Consider the following 16,147-nt stretch of genomic DNA (forward strand, 5'->3'; position numbering starts at 1 on the left):
CCTGACCTCCACCGGGGCGGCCAGGAGCCCCCTCCGCGTCCGAGCGGAGCGAGGACGGACACGACTACCGGGGGATCTGCCACCGCGGCGTGGAGGGCTTGGTCTTCCACGCGACGATCGACCACTGGCTCTTCCCGGCGGCGCGCATCAGCGGGATGTCGGGGCTGACGGCGACGGGGTGGCCGACGGTCTGCAGCATCGGCAGGTCGGAGTGGGAGTCGGCGTAGGCGAAGCTGCGGGTCAGGTCGACCCCGTGCAGCGAGGCGTAGTGCTTGAGCCACGCCGCCCGGGACTCCCCCACCAGCGGCGGCCGGGCCAGGAAGCCCGTGCAGCGGCCGTCGGCGTCGGTGGCCAGCTGGGCGGCCACGATGACGTCGAAGTACTCCCGCAGCGGCCGGGTGAGCGTCTCGACGGCGCCGGTGATGAGGATGGTGGTGTGCCCGGCGGCGCGGTGCTGCTCGATCCGCTCCAACGCCTCCGCGGAGACCCGGCTGAGGATCGCCGGGGCCATCGTCGTGTCGACCCGGTGCTCCAGCTCGGCCAGGTCGAGGCCGCGGTAGCGGCGGTAGACCGCCCGCAGGAAGTCGCCGCGGTCCCGCTGCTCGGCCAGCAGGTAGCCGGGCAGCCGGCGGGCGACCTGCCCGACCTCGGCCACCTGGCCCGCCGGGGACAGCTCGGGCAGGCGCGACCACAGGTACTGCTCGACCACGTTGGTGGACATGATGGTGCCGTCCAGGTCGAAGATCGCGACGGCCGAGGCGCCGGCCGTGTCCTTGCTGAGGTCCTTCATGGTGCTGGGCCGGGACCCGCGCTTGTTCCGCAGGGCGTCCATCCGGCGCACCGACGTGGTGATCGAGGGGCAGTGCACGTCCTCGATGTAGGTCTTCCAGTCGTAGACCGCGGTGTCGAAGGCGAACGCCTCGACGTCGTCGGGGTGCAGCGAGCGGGTCAGGGCCAGCGTCGCGTCGTCGACGAAGTGCAGCTCGGACTGGGCGTACTCGTTGTAGAGGCCGTGGTAGCGCCGCAGGAAGTCCAGCCGGCGGCGGAACTTGTCGAGGCTGCGGGCGGCCTGCCGGGTCCGGTCCGAGCGCGGCGCCCGGGCCAGCAGCCGCTCGGCGAGGGAGTGCGCGAGCTCCGAGCTCGCCAGCAGCCGGCCGACCGAGGAGGAGCCCGGGAAGTCCCACTCGGGCAGCGGTTCGCCCGGCTTGGCCGTGCGCTCCAGCGGGTGCTCGGTGAAGTAGTGCCGGATCAGCTCGTAGATCCCCGCGATGGTCAACGGGTTCCGGGCGCCGGAGCTGACGTGGTAGAACTCCGGGCGGCCGACCGTCGGGGCGGTGGCGCAGACGGCGATGATCGCGTTGACGACGAGGTCGCACGGCACGATGTCGAGCACCGAGTCCGGCGAACCGGGGAACTCGGGCAGCTCGCCGCGGCCGTAGGCCAGGATCAACGGCTCGGCCATCTTGAAGCCCTCGATCCACCCCGGGTAGGGGTGCGCCCAGGACGACTCGACGATGGCCGGCCGGACCACCGAGACGCGGATCTCCGCCCCCAGGTCGGCGACCACCCGCTCGCCGAGGGCCTTGGTGAAGGTGTAGACGTCGGTCCAGCCGAGCGAGCGGGCCCGCTCGGTGCCCGCGCGGACGAGCTCGGCCTGCACCCACTCGGTGCGGCGGCGCTCGGTGTCGGCCGCCGTGGTCAGGTAGCCGGCGCGACGGTGCTGGCGCTCGGCCTCCTTGCGCAGCGTGGTCAGCCGGTCGGGCATCCGGGACTCCGCCTCGACGAGCTCCCGCATGGCGAGCCCGGCCGCGGTCTCGGCCGCGTAGTCGACGCTGTGCTCCTGCGGCCCCTCCGGGATGGCGCCGCGGCGGCGGCCCGCCGTGTAGGCGGTGGAGATGTGCACGTAGTGCGGGACGCGGACGGCACGGCCGTCCTCGTCGCGGCAGGCCTCGATCATCCGCTCCATCAGGGCCTTGGTGCCCACCACGTTGGTGGTGAAGGCCTGGTCGATGGGCGGGTCGAAGGAGACGTCGCCCGCGCAGTGCACGAGGACGTCGAGGTCGCGCGGCAGCGCCGGCACGTTCGGCAGGTCGCCCTCGATGACCTCGATGCGGGCGTCGACCAGCGCCTCGGCGCCGCCCGCCGCGTCGCGCACGTCGGCGAAGATCGCCTTCTTGACCAGGGAGACGACGCGGTCGCGGGCCGAGGCCGAGCCCTTGCGGCGGACCAGGACCGAGGGCCGGGTGTCCGGCAGCTCGGTGAGGATCTTCCACAGCAGCTGCTCGCCGATGAAGCCGGTGACGCCGGTCATGACGATCTTCTGCCCCGCCAGCAGGTCCCGCAGCCGGCCGTCGAGCCGGGGGGCGGGGTGGTCGGCGTCGCGCACCACGGTCGGTCGGCTGGACGTGTCGGCAGCAGCCGTCATGGGGTCGGTTCCTCGGGGGTGGCGAGCGGCAGCGAGGCGGCCCGGAGAGCCTCCTCGATGGTGAAGTTGCCGACGTACAGGGCGGTCCCGATGATCGCGCCCTCGACGCCGACCGGGACGAGGTCGCGCAGCGCCACCACGTCCTCGAGGCTGGAGATGCCGCCGCTCGCGACCACGGGGGCGTCGGTGCGGGCGCAGACGTGCCGCAGCAGCTCCAGGTTGGGCCCGCTCAGCATGCCGTCGGAGGCCACGTCGGTGACCACGAACCGGGCGCAGCCGGCCCGGTCGAGCCGGTCCAGGGTCTCGTCGAGCTCCCCGCCCTCCGAGGTCCAGCCGCGGGCGGCGAGCCGGGTGCCGCGGACGTCGAGGCCGATGGCGATGCGGTCGCCGTGCGCGGCGATGATCTCCTCGCACCACGCGGGGCGCTCGAGGGCGGCGGTGCCGATGTTGACCCGGCGGCAGCCGGTGGCCAGGGCCCGCTCGAGGGTCTCGTCGTCGCGGATGCCGCCCGACAGCTCCACCTGCAGGTGGAGGTGGGAGACGATCTCGGCGATGATCTCGGCGTTGCTGCCCCGCCCGAACGCGGCGTCCAGGTCGACCAGGTGGATCCACTCCGCGCCAGCGTCCTGCCAGCGCTGGGCGGCGGCCCGCGGGTCCCCGAACACCTTCTCCGAACCGAGCCGGCCCTGCACCAGCTGCACCGCCTGGCCGCCGGAGACGTCGACGGCGGGCAGCAGGACCAAGGGGCTCTGCGAATTCACCCGACGACCCTACCGGAGGAGCGACCACGCCCCGGCCACGTCCCGGCGGCCCCGCACCCGGTCAGCAGGCGACGGCAGCGAGCCCGAAGCGGCTGCGGGCCGAGGCGCTGACAGCCCCGAGGAAGCGCTCCGAGTTCGGCGTGGTGCCCGCGGTGTACCAGCGGTCGTCGATGTCGCAGACCAGCAGCTCGGCCGGGGTGTCGGCCAGCACCAGCGGCAGCGTGTGCACGACGGTGGACGGGAAGCTGATCACCCGCCGGGCCAGCACGCCGAGGCGGGCCGCGATCTCCAGGGGCAGGTCGGGCCGGACGACGGTGACGCCGAGGCCCTCGATCCGGGCCAGCTTGGCGTCGGACTCCTTGCGGTGGGCGAAGTAGCGGTCGACGGCGTACTGCTCGACGAGGCTGGCGACCCCGCCGAGGTAGGCGTCGGCGTCCACGACGCCGGTCTCGACCAGGGAGGTGCCGATGAGGTCGGAGCCCAGCTTCACCTCGGGGACCGGGAAGCGGGAGCGCACCCAGGCGAAGGTGTTGCGACCGACGTGGGCCCGGGGCAGCTCCACGTCGAGGCTGGTGAACAGCGCGAGGCGGCAGCCCGACTCGGGGCTGATGCGGCGGCGGACCGAGCCGGAGATCTGCTCGCGGGCGAAGTGGCTGATCTGCCGGCGGTGCCCGGGGGTGGCCACGCTGTGCCAGCGGGCGAGGTGCTCACCGGCGACCCACTGCCGGGCGAACTCGAGGGTGGCGGTGCCGTCGTCGACGATCACCACCTCGGGCGCGCGGCTGATGCTCATCACGACCTGCAGGACGCCGGAGAACGGGTCGCCGATCACGAGGCGCTCGACGCCGGAGAGCTCGCTGGCCAGCGAGCGGACGGTGCGGGCCGTGGCCGCCCCGCCCAGCCGCGGCTCGTGCCAGAGGACCTCGAGGCCGTCCTCCCGGGCCAGCGCGGACATCGCCCGCAGCTGGCGGCGGGTGGCCTCGTTCGTGGGGGCCAGCACGATGACCGTGAGGTCGTCCCGGGGCTCGCCGGCCTGGTGGGCCCACTCGACCACGTTCAGCAGCTGGGCGGGGCTCTCCACCAGGGCCGACGAGCGCACGCTCAGCTGCCCGTGCTGGCGAGCTGCGGCTCGGCCCCGGACTGCACGCGGCGCAGCTTCTTCATGGCGGCGAGCTCGCCGTCGTAGATCTTCTTGACCCCGTCGCCGAGGGACTCGGTGATGATCCGGACGTCGCGGACGAGGCGCTGCAGGCCGGGAGGCTCCACGGAGGCGGACTGGTCCGAGCCCCACATGGCGCGGTCGAGGGTGATGTGCCGCTCGACGAACACGGCGCCGAGCGCGACGGCGGCCAGCGTCGTCTGCAGGCCCGTCTCGTGCCCGGAGTAGCCGATCGGCACGTTCGGGAACTCCGACTGCAGCGTGTGGATCATCCGCAGGTTCAGCTCAGCCGGCTTGGCCGGGTAGGTGCTCGTGGCGTGGCACATGACGATGTTCTCACTGCCCAGCACCTCCACCGCGTGGCGGATCTGCTTCGGCGTCGACATCCCGGTGGACAGGATGATCGTCCGGCCGGTGGCGCGGAGCCGGCGGAGCAGCTCGTCGTCGGTCAGCGAGGCGGAGGCGACCTTGTGCGCCGGCACGTCGAACTGCTCGAGGAAGTCCACCGCCTCGACGTCCCACGGGGAGGCGAACCAAGCGATGCCGCGGTCGCGGGCGTGGGCGTCGATCTGGCGGTAGTCGTCCTCGCCGAACTCGACGCGGTGCCGGTAGTCGATGTAGGTCATCCGGCCCCACGGGGTGTCCCGCTCGATGTCCCACTGGTCGCGGGGGGTGCAGATCTCGGGCGTGCGCTTCTGGAACTTGACGGCGTCGCAGCCGGCGGCGGCGGCCTGGTCGATGAGCGCGAAGGCGTTCGCGAGCTCACCGTTGTGGTTGATGCCGATCTCGCCGGTGATGTACACCGGGTGGCCCGGTCCGACGACGCGGTCGCCGAGGCGCCGCGTCGGTCCCTGGAGCAGTGCTGAGGAGGTGGTCATGGGCGCACGCTAGGGAGCGTTTCTGGCGGGACGGGCGATGGCACCTGAACGGCAGGCGAACATCCGACGGAGTCCCGGAGACACCGGCCCCGACGGGGCTCGGGGGCGGTACCCGGCCGCCGGCACCGTGACCCGGCGGTCTGTTGGCGTGACACACGCCTGCCCGTAACCGCCCATTCACCTGGGCTCGCCAGCATGCGTGCACTACGTCCGTCGACGAAAGCCGAGCTCCATGCCGCCCATGCGAACCGCCTCCCTCACCGAGCAGCCGGGTGAGCGGGAGATCGCCTCGTTCGCCCCCCTCGTCCACCGGCCGCTCGTGATCGCCGGCAACGGACCCTCCGCCGCCGTGCCCCCGCAGCACCGGCTGCCCGCCGACCCCGTCGTCTTCCGGATGAACTGGTTCTTCCTGGAGAGCCACTACCACTTCGGCAGCCACGTCGACGCCTGGTTCTTCTCCGTGCCGAACCAGACGCTGGAGGAGACGCTCGCCCAGGAGATCCGGAGCGGCCGGTACACGGTCGACCGGCTGCTGTCCCCCATGCAGCTGCCGTCCGGACGGGACGGGGACGGCTGGGGGAACCAGCTCCTCGACGTCGACGTCGTGCAGCAGGACCACTGGGCCGTGGTGGCGCGGCACCCCCGGCTGGCCCGCCGGTTCATGAGCCGCCCCGGGCTGCCGACGACCGGGCTGCAGGCGCTCGGCTTCGCCCTGGCGGTGGGTTTCCGCGAGGTGTACCTGTCCGGCATCGACCTGTACGAGTCGGCGGAGGCCCGCTACGGCTACACGGTCACCGACCAGGTCGCGGCCGCGCTCACCGCCAAGGACATCACCCCCGGCTACGAGAGCGCGCACTCGATCGACACCGACCTCGCCTTCCTGCAGGCCTGCCTGACGGAGTTCCCCGACGCCCGCGTGCACAACCTCAGCGAGTCGGTGAACCTGTCGGTCTACCTCGGCACCGCCCCGGAGCAGGTCGAGGGCCCCGACCTGGCGGCCGGCAGCACGGCGCACCTGGGCGAGCCCAAGGACCGCGTCGTGGCCACCCTGGCCGGCGCGCCCGGCGCCGACCCGGTCGTGGTCACCGCGCCCCGCGACCGCCGGCTGTGGCAGGAGGTCGACGGCCGCCGGTGCGCCTACGTCACCGTCGTCTCCGGCAACTACCACCACGGCGCCCGTGCGCTGGCCGGCTCGCTGCGCCGGGTGAGCGACGTCCCGCTGCTGGCCCTGGCCACCGCGGACGCCGACCGGGTCGCGCTGGCCGCCAGCGACATCCACGTCATCGACGTCCCGGAGATCCGCAACCCCAACACCAGCCAGCGGTTCCAGCAGCGCTTCCAGCACACCTACACCAAGCTGAACGTCTTCCGCCTCGACTTCCTGGACCGGCTGGTCTACCTGGACAGCGACACCGTGGTGCGGAAGAACATCGACGAGCTCTTCGCCGGTCACGGGTTCGCCGCCGCCCCCGACTCCGGCTTCGACCGGGCCAGCAGCCGGGAGTTCAACTCCGGCGTGCTCGCCCTCGAGCCCTCGCACGCGCAGTTCTGCCGGATGCTCGACGCGCTGGCCGCGACCCCCTCCCGCGACGGCGGGGACCAGGGCTTCCTCAACAGCTTCCTGGACACGTGGGAGGCACTGCCGGTGGAGTACAACACCACCAAGCGGGTGTTCGCCCACCACCCCGCGCTCTACACCGACGCCGACGTCAAGGTGCTGCACTACGTCGGCAACAAGCCCTGGGACCCGCTGCGCGACCCCGCGCACGACCGGTACGCCGAGCTGGACCGCGACTGGCTGGACTGCCTCGAGGCCTGGGAGCTGCGCGAGCTGGTCACCGACCTGCGCGCCGTCGCCTCCGCCCAGGCGCGGGAGGACGCCGGGCTCCAGGTCTCGGGGGGCTCCTCGCTCTCGCCGTTCCGGCAGGCCCAGAAGCTGAACGCCAAACGGCGGTTCGCCCAGGCCGAGGAGGTGCTCCGGGACGCCTGGCGGACCAAGGAGGCCACCCCGGCCGAGCTCCGCGAGCTGGCCCGGGCGCTGCGGGCGCAGGGCCGCCACTCCGAGGCCGTCGCCACGCTGCGGACGGCCGCCCGGCTGGCCCCGGAGTCGATGGCCGTCACCCGGGAGCTGCAGGCCGCCCGGGCCCGGGCGGTCGTGCAGACGCTCCGCCGGCTCAACGCGAAGGTCGTGGGACGTGGCTGACATCACCGAGCAGGACCCGACGGCAGCGCGGGACGGGTCGGGCGGCGCTCCCGCGCGCAAGCTGCGGCTCTTCCACTTCGACATCAAGACGCTGGGCAACTACGGCGACACCCTGCTGTTCGAGGCCGTCCGCCAGGTCTTCAACGGCTTCGGCGACGGGCGCTACTTCGAGGTGACCGACGCCCGCCCGCTGCGCGACCCGGTCGGCCCGGCGCTGGTCCGGCACATCAACGAGCACGCCGACGCCGTCGTCGTCGGCGGCGGCGGGCTGTTCCTCCGCGACACCAACGCGAACTCCCGCTCGGGCTGGCAGTGGAACATCTCGCTGAACCTGCTCCGCCAGATCGAGAAGCCGCTGATCATCTTCGGCGTCGGCAACAACCGGTTCATCGACCAGGAGGACTTCGCGCCCCCCTTCGTCGAGCACCTCAACCTCGTGATGGAGAAGTCGGTCTTCTTCGGGCTGCGCAACACCGGCTCGGTCGAGACGATCAGGCCCTACCTGGAGCCGTCGAGCCGGGACCGGGTGGAGTTCCAGCCCTGCCCGACGACCCTGTCCTCCTACCTGTTCCCCGACCTGTGGCGGCCCGAGCTGCCCGACGAGCGACGGCTGGCCCTGCAGATGATCGTCGGCAAGCGCCAGGAGCGGGCCGGCTTCTCCGCCGACGCCATCTACACCGACGTGCTGGAGGTGGCCCGGCGGCTCAAGGGCGACGGCTGGACCCTCGAGAGCGTCCCGCACGCGCGCGCCGACCTCGGCTTCGCCGAGCGGGCCGCCGCGGCGGGGCTGGTGGACTCGGAGGTGCGGCTGTTCAACGACCCCGACGGCCTCTACAAGGGCGTCGAGCACTTCGCCGGCCTGCCGTTCATCCTGGGCACCCGGGGCCACGCCCAGATGGTGCCCTTCGGCATGGGCTCCATCCCGCTGTCGCTGCTCGTGCACCACAAGACGGGCTACTTCGCCCGCGACATCGGCCACCCCGAGCTGACCGTCGACCCCCGTCAGGACGGATTCGTCGACCGGCTGCACGCGGCCGTCAACGAGGCGGCCGAGCACCGGGTGGCCCTGCGGGCGGAGCTGGCCGAGGCCCGCGCCGGCTTCTTCGCCCAGACCCTGGACAACCTGGCCAGCATCTACCAGCGGATCACCGGCACGACGGTGGTCCCCAGCCACACGCCCTACCCGCCCCTGGCCCGGGGGCTGGCCGCGCGCGCCTTCCTGCAGGGCGTCCACCGCGACACCGCCGACGGCCGCGTCCGCAGCCTGACCGCCGACCTCGCCGCCGCCCGGGAGCAGGTGCCGTCCGGTCTCGACGGGCCGTCCTGGCTCCGTCGGCGCGCCCGGGAGGCCGTCGCCGCCGGCGACCTGGCGACGGCGCGCACCCTCTGGCGCGCGCTCGACGCGGTGGTCGACGACGGCACCGGCCGCGCCCCCCGGCCGCGGTGGGACTCGGGCGCCCTCCGGCTGGTCCCCGCGCCGCTGCTGGAGGCGGCCCGGGACCTGCGCCGCCGGTGAGCACCCGGACCCCGGCGGCCCGTCGGCTGCGGGCCGCCCGTCGGCTGCTGACGGGCCGGCTCGAGGACCGGCTGGCCGGCACCCTGGACCGCCGGGTGCGCCTCGAGGTCGCCCGGCGGCTGGCCGAGCTCGGTCCGCTCGGCGAACGGCTGGACGCGACCGTGCGGCGGGTCGACGGCCTGCTCGACGAGGCGGCCGTGCTGGCCCTGGTCCACCGCGAGGTCGCGCGGCAGGCCGAGGTGGACCGTCCGGACCCGGGCCAGCGCGACCGGGACTTCACCGCCGGCCTGGTGCTGGGCGCCGGCCGGCCTGACGACCGCACGCTGAGCGCGGCCCTCGTCGAGGACCTGCGGGCGGAGATCCGCGCCGTCAGCGGGGTCGAGGACGTCGAGGTGCCGTTGCGGCGCGCCTACCGGGCGCTGCTCGACCACGAGAGCCGTGGGCTCGGCCGGATCGCCGGGACCACCCCCAACATCCTCGGCAAGCTGGTCGTGCCCACCCTGCTGGCGCCGCCGCCTGGCCCGGTGCTGGAGATCGGCACCCTCTTCGGTCTGTTCTCCTCCGCCCTGGTGCGCCAGCTCCAGGCCGTCGGGGAGTTCCGCACCCTGACCGTCGTCGACCCGTTCGCGGGCACCCAGGTGCAGGACGGCCGGCCCGGCCGGCGCGACCGGACCGGCACCCCGGTCAGCGAGGAGGTGGCCCGCCGGAACCTCACGACGCTGGGCCTGCGCGCCGAGGAGGTCCGGCTGGTCCGCGGCTACTCGGGGGACGAGGAGGTCCGGCGGCAGGTGGCGGAGCAGAGCTACGCCGTCGTCGTGGTGGACGGCGACCACGCCGCCGACGGGGTCTACCGGGACCTGCGGTGGGTGCAGGACGTCGTCGCCCCCGGCGGGGTGGTCGTCCTGGACGACTGGGGCGACCCCGGCTGGCCCGGCGTCGAGGCGGCCGGCCGGCGCTACCTGGCCGACGGCGGACGCCTCGAGCTGGTCGGGGTCGTCGCGACCTCGGCCTACCTCCGGCGGCCCTGAGCCGGTACCCCGTCGGTGGGCCGCCGGCCGGACGTGCCGCTCAGGAGCGGACCGCCCCGCGGCGGCGGTGCTGGAGCTCGGCGACGGCCCGGGCCGCCACCGGGCGGCAGCGTCGCAGGCCGCGCGCGACCGGTCGGTACAGCACCGGGGGCAGCAGGTCGCGGGGCCGCAGCGTCCGCGGAGGCGTCGGGACCGCGGCCACGGCTTCCTGGGCGCGGTGGTAGACCGCGGCGCTGCGGAAGTAGTCCGAGGCCCGGACGGCGCGAGCGGGTCGCTCCCCGGAGTCCAGCAGGGCCTCCACCCGGTCGGCGACGACCGCGGTCGCGCCCTGCGCGCGCGGGAAGAAGTAGCCGGCGAGCCAGGCCGGGTCGGCCTCCCCCAGCCGGTCGTCGGTGATCTCGGCCCAGGTGCGGAGCAGGCCGCTGTCGAGGAAGACGTGGTTGCCGAAGCGCTCGTGCACGCCGAGGTCGAGGACCAGGGCCACCCGGCAGCCGTGGTCGAGCGCCTCCAGGCACGCCGTCGAGGACATGGTGACCAGGAGGTCGACGTCGGGCAGCAGCTCGGCGATCGGGGTGTGGTCGATGCGGAAGTTCGGCGGCAGGTCCTCCTCCGCCAGCAGCACCGCCGGGTGGTGCTGCATCCGGTGCAGGGTGTCCTCCTCGGGGCGGTGCCGCGGCTTGAGGACCACCTCGCGGTCGGGGTGCGCCCGCGCGTACGCGACGGCGCCGGCGTACAGGAAGCGGCGGTCCGCCTCCGTCGACGGCACGGTGGGCTGGTCGGCGAGCAGCAGCCGGCGGACCGGCGTCCGCCGCGGCGGGGCGGGCTCGGAGCTGAGGAACGGCAGGCCGGCCAGCAGCAGGTTGTCGGCGGGCATCTGCAGGGCGCGGGCCGTCCGCTCGAAGTGCTCCAGGTCGCGGCCGGAGTTCACGGCCACCACGTCGGAGCCGCAGCGGTCCAGGTAGCCGCCGGTGATCCGGTCGATGATGATGCCGACCCAACCGGTCACCACCACCGGACCGGGCCCGGCGACCGCGGCGGTCCGGGCGGCCAGGTCGAAGACGAACCCCTTGGTGAACGGCCCCGAGAGGCTGCACACGACCACGTCGGCGGCGACCGCGCGGTCGAGCAGCTCCGACCAGGTGACGTGCTCGACGGCGGTGAACCCCGCGTCGGCGATCTGCCCCGGGGAGAGCGCGCTGCGGACGTCGGGAACCACCACCTCGGAGGTGAACCCCCGGCGCTCGAGCTCGTCGCGGATGCGGGCGCACCACTTGAGCTGGGAGTCGAAGGCTGCCACGAAGAGCGCGCGTCGCATCGGGGTCCGTTCTGGGGGGAGCAGGACCGCCGACGCTAGGCACGCGTGGTGAACGGAGGGCCAACGCGCCGTGACGTGTTGCCGTCGGCGCCGCCGTACGGGTGCACGGCGACGACCTCGTCCACCGGCAGCGGGCCGTAGAGGTGCGGGAACGGCCCGGCCCCGAGGTCCTCCACGACGACCGGCACCGACAGGGTGCGGGCGTCAAGCTCCAGGACCACCAGCGCGTCGTCGGGCAGGTCGGCGTACTTCCGGGCGCGGGTGCCGGCCACCTGGTCGGCGAAGCCGGCGTGCACGAAGCCCTCCGACTCGTAGGTGCCGGTGCGTCCCGACCAGGGGTAGGCACCGTCCGCCAGGGCCCGCCGCCAGACCCGGTCCTCGGTCAGGTGCAGCACCGGCTCGTCCGGCACCGCCCGGGGGCCCAGCAGGCCGAGCTGCTCCAGGTCGGCCCGGAAGCGCTCGGCGCCGGTGAAGTGCAGGCCGGTGAGCCCCAGCGCCGTGGCGGCCTCGACGTTGGCCGGGGAGTCGTCGACGAACACGCAGCCGGCCGGGTCCAGGGCGAACCGTTCCAGCGCGAGCCGGAAGATCGCCGGGTCGGGCTTGGCCAGCCGCTCCTCCCCCGAGACGAGGACGCCGGTGAAGCGCCGGAGCAGGCCGAACCGCTGCCGGGCGACGGGGAAGGTCTCCGCCGACCAGTTGGTGAGCGCCGCGCAGGTGACGCCGGCCTGCTGCAGCTCGGCCAGCACCGCCCCGGTCCCGGGCACCAGGCCGGTCAGGGTGCGGTCGAAGTTCTGCCGGTAGGCGCGGACGGCCGCCGCGTCCTCGGGGAACCGGGTCAGCAGCTCGGCCTCGACGTCGGCGAACGGCCGGCCCGCGTCCGCCGCGCGGTTCCAGGTGCCGAAGTCGGTCCTGGTCAGGAAGTCGGCGACCTCCGCGGGCGGGAGCACCCCGGCGTAGGCGCCCGCGGGCTCCCAGCCGACGACGACCCCGCCGAGGTCGAACAGCACCGACGGGGCGGCCGTCACCGGCGGGCGCTCACAGCGTGGCGACCCAGTTGCGGAGGAGGGCGGTACCCGCCTCGCCCGACTTCTCGGGGTGGAACTGGGTGGACCACAGCGGGCCCTCCTCGACGGCGGCGACGAAGCGGTCGCCCTCGTGCTCGGCCCAGGTGACGGTGCGCCCCGGCGTCTCCGCCAGCATCCGCACCCCGTAGGAGTGCACGAAGTAGAACCGCTCGTCCTCGATGCCCGCGAAGAGCCCGCTCCCCGCGGGCGGCTCGACGGTGTTCCAGCCCATGTGCGGCAGCCGCTGCACGGCGAGCTGCTCGACGAGGCCCGGCCAGACGGCGCAGCCCGGGGCGCGGACGCCGTGCTCGATGCCGGCGTCGAACAGCACCTGGTGGCCGACGCAGATGGCCAGCGTCGGGCGGCCCTCGGCCACCCGACGGGCGATCAGACCGGGGCCGCCGACGTCGGTCAGCCCGGCCATGCAGGCGGCGAAGGCTCCCACACCGGGGACCACGAGCCCGTCGGCGGCCAGCGCCTGCTCCGGGTCGGCGGTGACCACCACGTCGGCCCCCGCGTGCGCGACGGCGCGCTCCGCCGACCGCAGGTTGCCCGAGCCGTAGTCGAGGACGACGACCCGCTTCCGGCCGTCGGCACGCCCAGCGGTCGGGGTGCTCACAGCGTCCCCTTCGTGCTGGGGACCCCGGTCACCCGGTCGTCGGGGGCGATGGCGTCCCGCAGGGCGCGGGCCACGGCCTTGAACTGGGCCTCGACGATGTGGTGCGGGTCGCGGCCGGCGACCAGGGTCAGGTGCAGGCAGAGGTGGGCGTGGAAGGCCAGCGTCTCCATGACGTGCCGGGTCAGGGAGCCGGTGTAGGGGACGCTGTCGCGCTCGCCGGGCCCCGCCGGGGTGCCGCCCCCGATCCGGGCGAACGCCTGCCCCTCGGGCTCGCCGGTGTGCACGCAGTAGGGCCGGCCCGACACGTCGACGACGGCCTGGGCCAGTGCCTCGTCCAGCGGCACCAGGGCGTCGCCGAACCGGCGGATCCCGCGCTTGTCGCCCAGCGCCTCCCGCAGGGCCTGGCCGAGCACGATGGCGGTGTCCTCGACGGTGTGGTGCGCGTCGATGTGCAGGTCCCCGGTGCTCTCGACCTCGAGGTCGATGAGGGAGTGCCGGGCCAGTGCGGTGAGCATGTGGTCGTAGAAGCCCACGCCGGTGGAGATCTTGGACTCCCCGGTCCCGTCCAGGTCCAGGCTGAGCCGGACGAGGGACTCCGACGTGATCCGCTCGATCGTGGCGGTGCGGGGGCGGCGCTCGGTCATCGGGGGCCTTCCTGGGGGTCGGTCGCGGGGGCGGCGCGGGACGCGTCGGGCGTCGCCAGCACCTCGGCGAGGGCGGTGGTGAAGGCGGCCATCTCGGCCGGGGTGCCGGCGGAGACCCGCAGCCAGCCCGCGGGCCCGGTCTCGCGGATGAGCACGCCCCGGTCGAGCAGCGCCTGCCAGACGGCGTGCCGGTCGGCGAACCGGCCGAAGAGCACGAAGTTCGCGTCGGACTCCGCCACCTCCAGCCCTTGGCGCACGAGCCAGCGGGCGACGTCGTCGCGGGCCACCCGCAGCTGGTCGACGGCGGCGAGCATCTCCGGCGCGTGGGCGAGCGCCACCCGGGCGACGGCCTGGGTGAGCGCCGAGAGGTGGTAGGGCAGCCGGACGACGCGGAGGGCGTCGACGAACGCGGGTGCGGCGGCCAGGTAGCCGAGGCGGCCGCCCGCGAAGGCGAAGGCCTTGGACATGGTGCGGCTGACGGCGAGCCGTGGGTACGCCGGCAGCAGCTCCAGCGCGCTGGGCGTACCGGTGCGCGCGAACTCGACGTAGGCCTCGTCGACGACGACGACGCCCGCCGTCGCGTCGCAGATCGCGCGCACCGTGGTCAGGTCGACGGCGGTGCCGGTCGGGTTGTTGGGGCTGGTGACGAGGACGACGTCGGGGGCGTGCTCGGCGATCGCGGCGACGGCCGCGTCGGCGTCGATGCGGAAGTCCGCCGTCCGCGGGACGGTCACCCAGGCGGTGTGGGTGTTCCGGGCGTACTCCGGGTACATCGAGTAGGTCGGCGCGAAGGACAGCACCGTGCGGCCCGGTCCGCCGAAGGCCTGCAGGACGTGCGTCATCACCTCGTTGCTGCCGTTCGCCGCCCAGAGCTGCTCGGCGGCCAGGCCGTGGCCGAGGTAGGCCGCCAGGTCCGCGCGCAGCGCCAGCGCGTCGCGGTCGGGGTAGCGGTTCACCGAGCCGGCGGCCCGGGCGACGGCCGTGGCGATCTCGGCGACCACGGACGGGCTCGGCGGGTACGGGTTCTCGTTGACGTTGAGGCGGACGGGGACGTCCAGCTGCGGCGCACCGTAGGGCTCCTCCCCCACCAGCTCCGGCCGCAGCGGCAGCTCGGCCAGCGTGGGCGTCGCCGTGCCGGTGACCGTCGGGGCGCTCATCGGACGGTGCCCGCGCCGCGGGGGAACCGCCGGCTGACCGCTGCACCGTGAGCGGGCAGGTTCTCGGCGTCGGCGAACACCTCGACGTGCCGGGCCACCGCCGCCAGCGCGTCCTCGGTGTAGCTGACGACGTGCACCGCCTTGAGGAAGCTCTTGACGTTCAGCCCCGAGGAGTGGCAGGCGCAGCCGGCCGTGGGCAGCACGTGCGTGCTGCCGGCGGAGTAGTCGCCGAGCGACACCGGCGACCACGGCCCCACGAAGATCGCGCCCGCGTTGCGCACCCGGGCGGCGACCGCCGCCGCGTCGCGGGTCTGGATCTCCAGGTGCTCGGCGGCGTAGGCGTCGACGACCTCCAGGCCCTGCTCGACGTCGTCCACCAGGATGACGGCCGACTGCTGGCCGCCGAGGGCGGTGCGGACCCGGTCGGCGTGCTTCGTGACGTCCACCTGCTCCTGGAGCTCGCGCTCGACCGCCGCGGCGAGGTCCGGGGCGTCGGTGACCAGGACCGCGGCGGCCATCGGGTCGTGCTCGGCCTGGCTGACGAGGTCGGCGGCCACGTGCACCGGGTCGGCGGAGGAGTCGGCCAGCACGGCGATCTCGGTGGTGCCGGCCTCGGAGTCGATGCCCACCCGGCCCTTGAGCAGTCGCTTGGCCGCGACGACGTAGATGTTGCCCGGCCCGGTCACCAGGTCGACGCGCGGGCACAGCCCGGGGACCCCGTAGCCGAACATGGCGACGGCCTGCGCCCCGCCGACGGCGTAGACCTCCTCGACGCCCAGCAGGTGGCACAGCGCCAGGATGCTGGGGTGCGGCAGCCCGCCGAACTCGCGCTGGGGCGGGGACGCGACGGCGATCGACTGCACGCCCGCGACCTGGGCCGGCACCACGTTCATGATCACGCTGGACGCCAGCGGGGCCAGCCCACCCGGGACGTAGAGCCCGACGCGGCGGACCGGGATCATCCGCTGGGTGACCTGCGCGCCCGGTGCGACCTGCACGTCGACGGCGCGTTCGCCCAGCTCGGCCTCGCTCACCAGCCGGCGCCGCCGGGTGGACTCCTCGAAGGCCGCGCGGACGTCGGGGTCGAGTCCGTCGAGGGCGGCGGCGAGCGCCGCCGCCGGCACCCGGAACGACGGCGGGACGACGTGGTCGAAGCGCTCGGAGTACTCGGCCAGGGCGATGGCGCCCCGCGTGGCCACGTCGTCGCAGATCGGCCGCACCACCTCCACGGCCGCCGCGACGTCGAAGACGGCGCGCGGCACCACCGTGGCGTAGTCCAGCCGTGTCCCGGCCGCCAGGCGGCCCCGCAGGTCGATCGTCCTCAGCACGCCCGCCATCCTACGGAGCGGCTCCGACAGCCCCGCCGGGTTCTCAGCGC

13 protein-coding genes are annotated in these 16,147 nt (G+C 74.3%); 3 read left to right on the top strand and 10 right to left on the bottom strand.

What is annotated here, in order from left to right; all coding sequences use genetic code 11:
- Positions 1 to 64 precede the first annotated feature (64 nt).
- The 4 genes from BLT72_RS11205 to BLT72_RS11220 form a co-directional block, all read right to left on the bottom strand.
- Positions 65 to 2,425: an HAD-IB family hydrolase gene (locus BLT72_RS11205; RefSeq protein WP_091412968.1), complete on the bottom strand. Its 2,361-nt coding sequence runs from the start codon at positions 2,423 to 2,425 to the stop codon at positions 65 to 67.
- Positions 2,422 to 3,186, bottom strand: coding sequence for a bifunctional 1-(5-phosphoribosyl)-5-((5-phosphoribosylamino)methylideneamino)imidazole-4-carboxamide isomerase/phosphoribosylanthranilate isomerase PriA (priA, locus tag BLT72_RS11210; protein WP_091412969.1), 765 nt, complete (start codon positions 3,184 to 3,186; stop codon positions 2,422 to 2,424). The genes BLT72_RS11205 and priA overlap by 4 nt, the downstream gene beginning before the upstream one ends.
- Before the next feature lie 61 nt (positions 3,187 to 3,247).
- The gene (locus BLT72_RS11215) at positions 3,248 to 4,285 is read right to left on the bottom strand and encodes a hypothetical protein (RefSeq protein WP_197677002.1); all 1,038 of its coding nucleotides are present in this window, start codon (positions 4,283 to 4,285) and stop codon (positions 3,248 to 3,250) included.
- Between the two features lie 2 nt (positions 4,286 to 4,287).
- Positions 4,288 to 5,223: an N-acetylneuraminate synthase family protein gene (locus BLT72_RS11220; RefSeq protein WP_091412971.1), complete on the bottom strand. Its 936-nt coding sequence runs from the start codon at positions 5,221 to 5,223 to the stop codon at positions 4,288 to 4,290.
- Positions 5,224 to 5,464: 241 nt separating this feature from the next.
- Here BLT72_RS11220 and BLT72_RS11225 point away from each other — a divergent pair, with 241 nt between their 5' ends.
- Genes BLT72_RS11225 through BLT72_RS11235 form a run of 3 tightly spaced genes read left to right on the top strand, consistent with a single transcriptional unit; the run spans position 5,465 to position 9,970 of the window.
- Positions 5,465 to 7,426, top strand: coding sequence for an alpha-2,3-sialyltransferase (locus BLT72_RS11225; RefSeq protein WP_172826058.1), 1,962 nt, complete (start codon positions 5,465 to 5,467; stop codon positions 7,424 to 7,426).
- Positions 7,419 to 8,942 carry a polysaccharide pyruvyl transferase family protein gene (locus BLT72_RS11230; RefSeq protein WP_091412974.1) on the top strand — a complete coding sequence of 508 codons (1,524 nt, stop codon included), beginning with the start codon at positions 7,419 to 7,421 and terminating at the stop codon, positions 8,940 to 8,942. The genes BLT72_RS11225 and BLT72_RS11230 overlap by 8 nt, the downstream gene beginning before the upstream one ends.
- The gene (locus tag BLT72_RS11235; RefSeq protein WP_091412976.1) at positions 8,939 to 9,970 is read left to right on the top strand and encodes a class I SAM-dependent methyltransferase; all 1,032 of its coding nucleotides are present in this window, start codon (positions 8,939 to 8,941) and stop codon (positions 9,968 to 9,970) included. The genes BLT72_RS11230 and BLT72_RS11235 overlap by 4 nt, the downstream gene beginning before the upstream one ends.
- Before the next feature lie 40 nt (positions 9,971 to 10,010).
- Here BLT72_RS11235 and BLT72_RS11240 read toward each other — a convergent pair whose 3' ends face one another.
- The 6 genes from BLT72_RS11240 to hisD are packed head-to-tail and all read right to left on the bottom strand — an operon-like array spanning position 10,011 to position 16,097.
- Positions 10,011 to 11,285: a DUF6716 putative glycosyltransferase gene (locus BLT72_RS11240; RefSeq protein ID WP_091412978.1), complete on the bottom strand. Its 1,275-nt coding sequence runs from the start codon at positions 11,283 to 11,285 to the stop codon at positions 10,011 to 10,013.
- Positions 11,286 to 11,320: 35 nt separating this feature from the next.
- On the bottom strand, positions 11,321 to 12,310 hold the full coding sequence (locus BLT72_RS11245) for an HAD-IA family hydrolase (RefSeq protein WP_157720444.1): 990 nt from the start codon (positions 12,308 to 12,310) through the stop codon (positions 11,321 to 11,323).
- A 10-nt stretch (positions 12,311 to 12,320) separates the two neighbouring features.
- Positions 12,321 to 12,968: an imidazole glycerol phosphate synthase subunit HisH gene (gene hisH / locus BLT72_RS11250; protein WP_091412980.1), complete on the bottom strand. Its 648-nt coding sequence runs from the start codon at positions 12,966 to 12,968 to the stop codon at positions 12,321 to 12,323.
- Positions 12,965 to 13,612 (bottom strand): imidazoleglycerol-phosphate dehydratase HisB, encoded by a 648-nt coding sequence (hisB, locus tag BLT72_RS11255; protein ID WP_091412983.1) that lies wholly within the window; start codon positions 13,610 to 13,612, stop codon positions 12,965 to 12,967. The genes hisH and hisB overlap by 4 nt, the downstream gene beginning before the upstream one ends.
- A complete protein-coding gene (locus BLT72_RS11260; RefSeq protein WP_091412984.1) occupies positions 13,609 to 14,769 on the bottom strand; it encodes a histidinol-phosphate transaminase in 1,161 nt (386 codons plus the stop codon). Before BLT72_RS11260 ends, hisB begins: the two co-directional genes overlap by 4 nt.
- The gene (hisD, locus tag BLT72_RS11265) at positions 14,766 to 16,097 is read right to left on the bottom strand and encodes a histidinol dehydrogenase (RefSeq protein ID WP_425349202.1); all 1,332 of its coding nucleotides are present in this window, start codon (positions 16,095 to 16,097) and stop codon (positions 14,766 to 14,768) included. The genes BLT72_RS11260 and hisD overlap by 4 nt, the downstream gene beginning before the upstream one ends.
- Between the last annotated feature and the right edge of the window lie 50 nt (positions 16,098 to 16,147).

Origin of the sequence: Friedmanniella luteola, from assembly GCF_900105065.1 — a bacterium.
Classification (GTDB): Bacteria; Actinomycetota; Actinomycetes; order Propionibacteriales; family Propionibacteriaceae; genus Microlunatus; species Microlunatus luteolus.

Excerpts from the sequence above, each read along its gene's own strand:
- BLT72_RS11205 (WP_091412968.1), bottom strand. The coding sequence starts at position 2,425 with ATGACGGCTGCTGCCGACACGTCCAGCCGACCGACCGTGGTGCGCGAC.
- BLT72_RS11220 (WP_091412971.1), bottom strand. The coding sequence starts at position 5,223 with ATGACCACCTCCTCAGCACTGCTCCAGGGACCGACGCGGCGCCTCGGC.
- BLT72_RS11225 (WP_172826058.1), top strand. The coding sequence starts at position 5,465 with ATGCGAACCGCCTCCCTCACCGAGCAGCCGGGTGAGCGGGAGATCGCC.
- BLT72_RS11240 (WP_091412978.1), bottom strand. The coding sequence starts at position 11,285 with ATGCGACGCGCGCTCTTCGTGGCAGCCTTCGACTCCCAGCTCAAGTGG.
- hisB (WP_091412983.1), bottom strand. The coding sequence starts at position 13,612 with ATGACCGAGCGCCGCCCCCGCACCGCCACGATCGAGCGGATCACGTCG.
- BLT72_RS11260 (WP_091412984.1), bottom strand. The coding sequence starts at position 14,769 with ATGAGCGCCCCGACGGTCACCGGCACGGCGACGCCCACGCTGGCCGAG.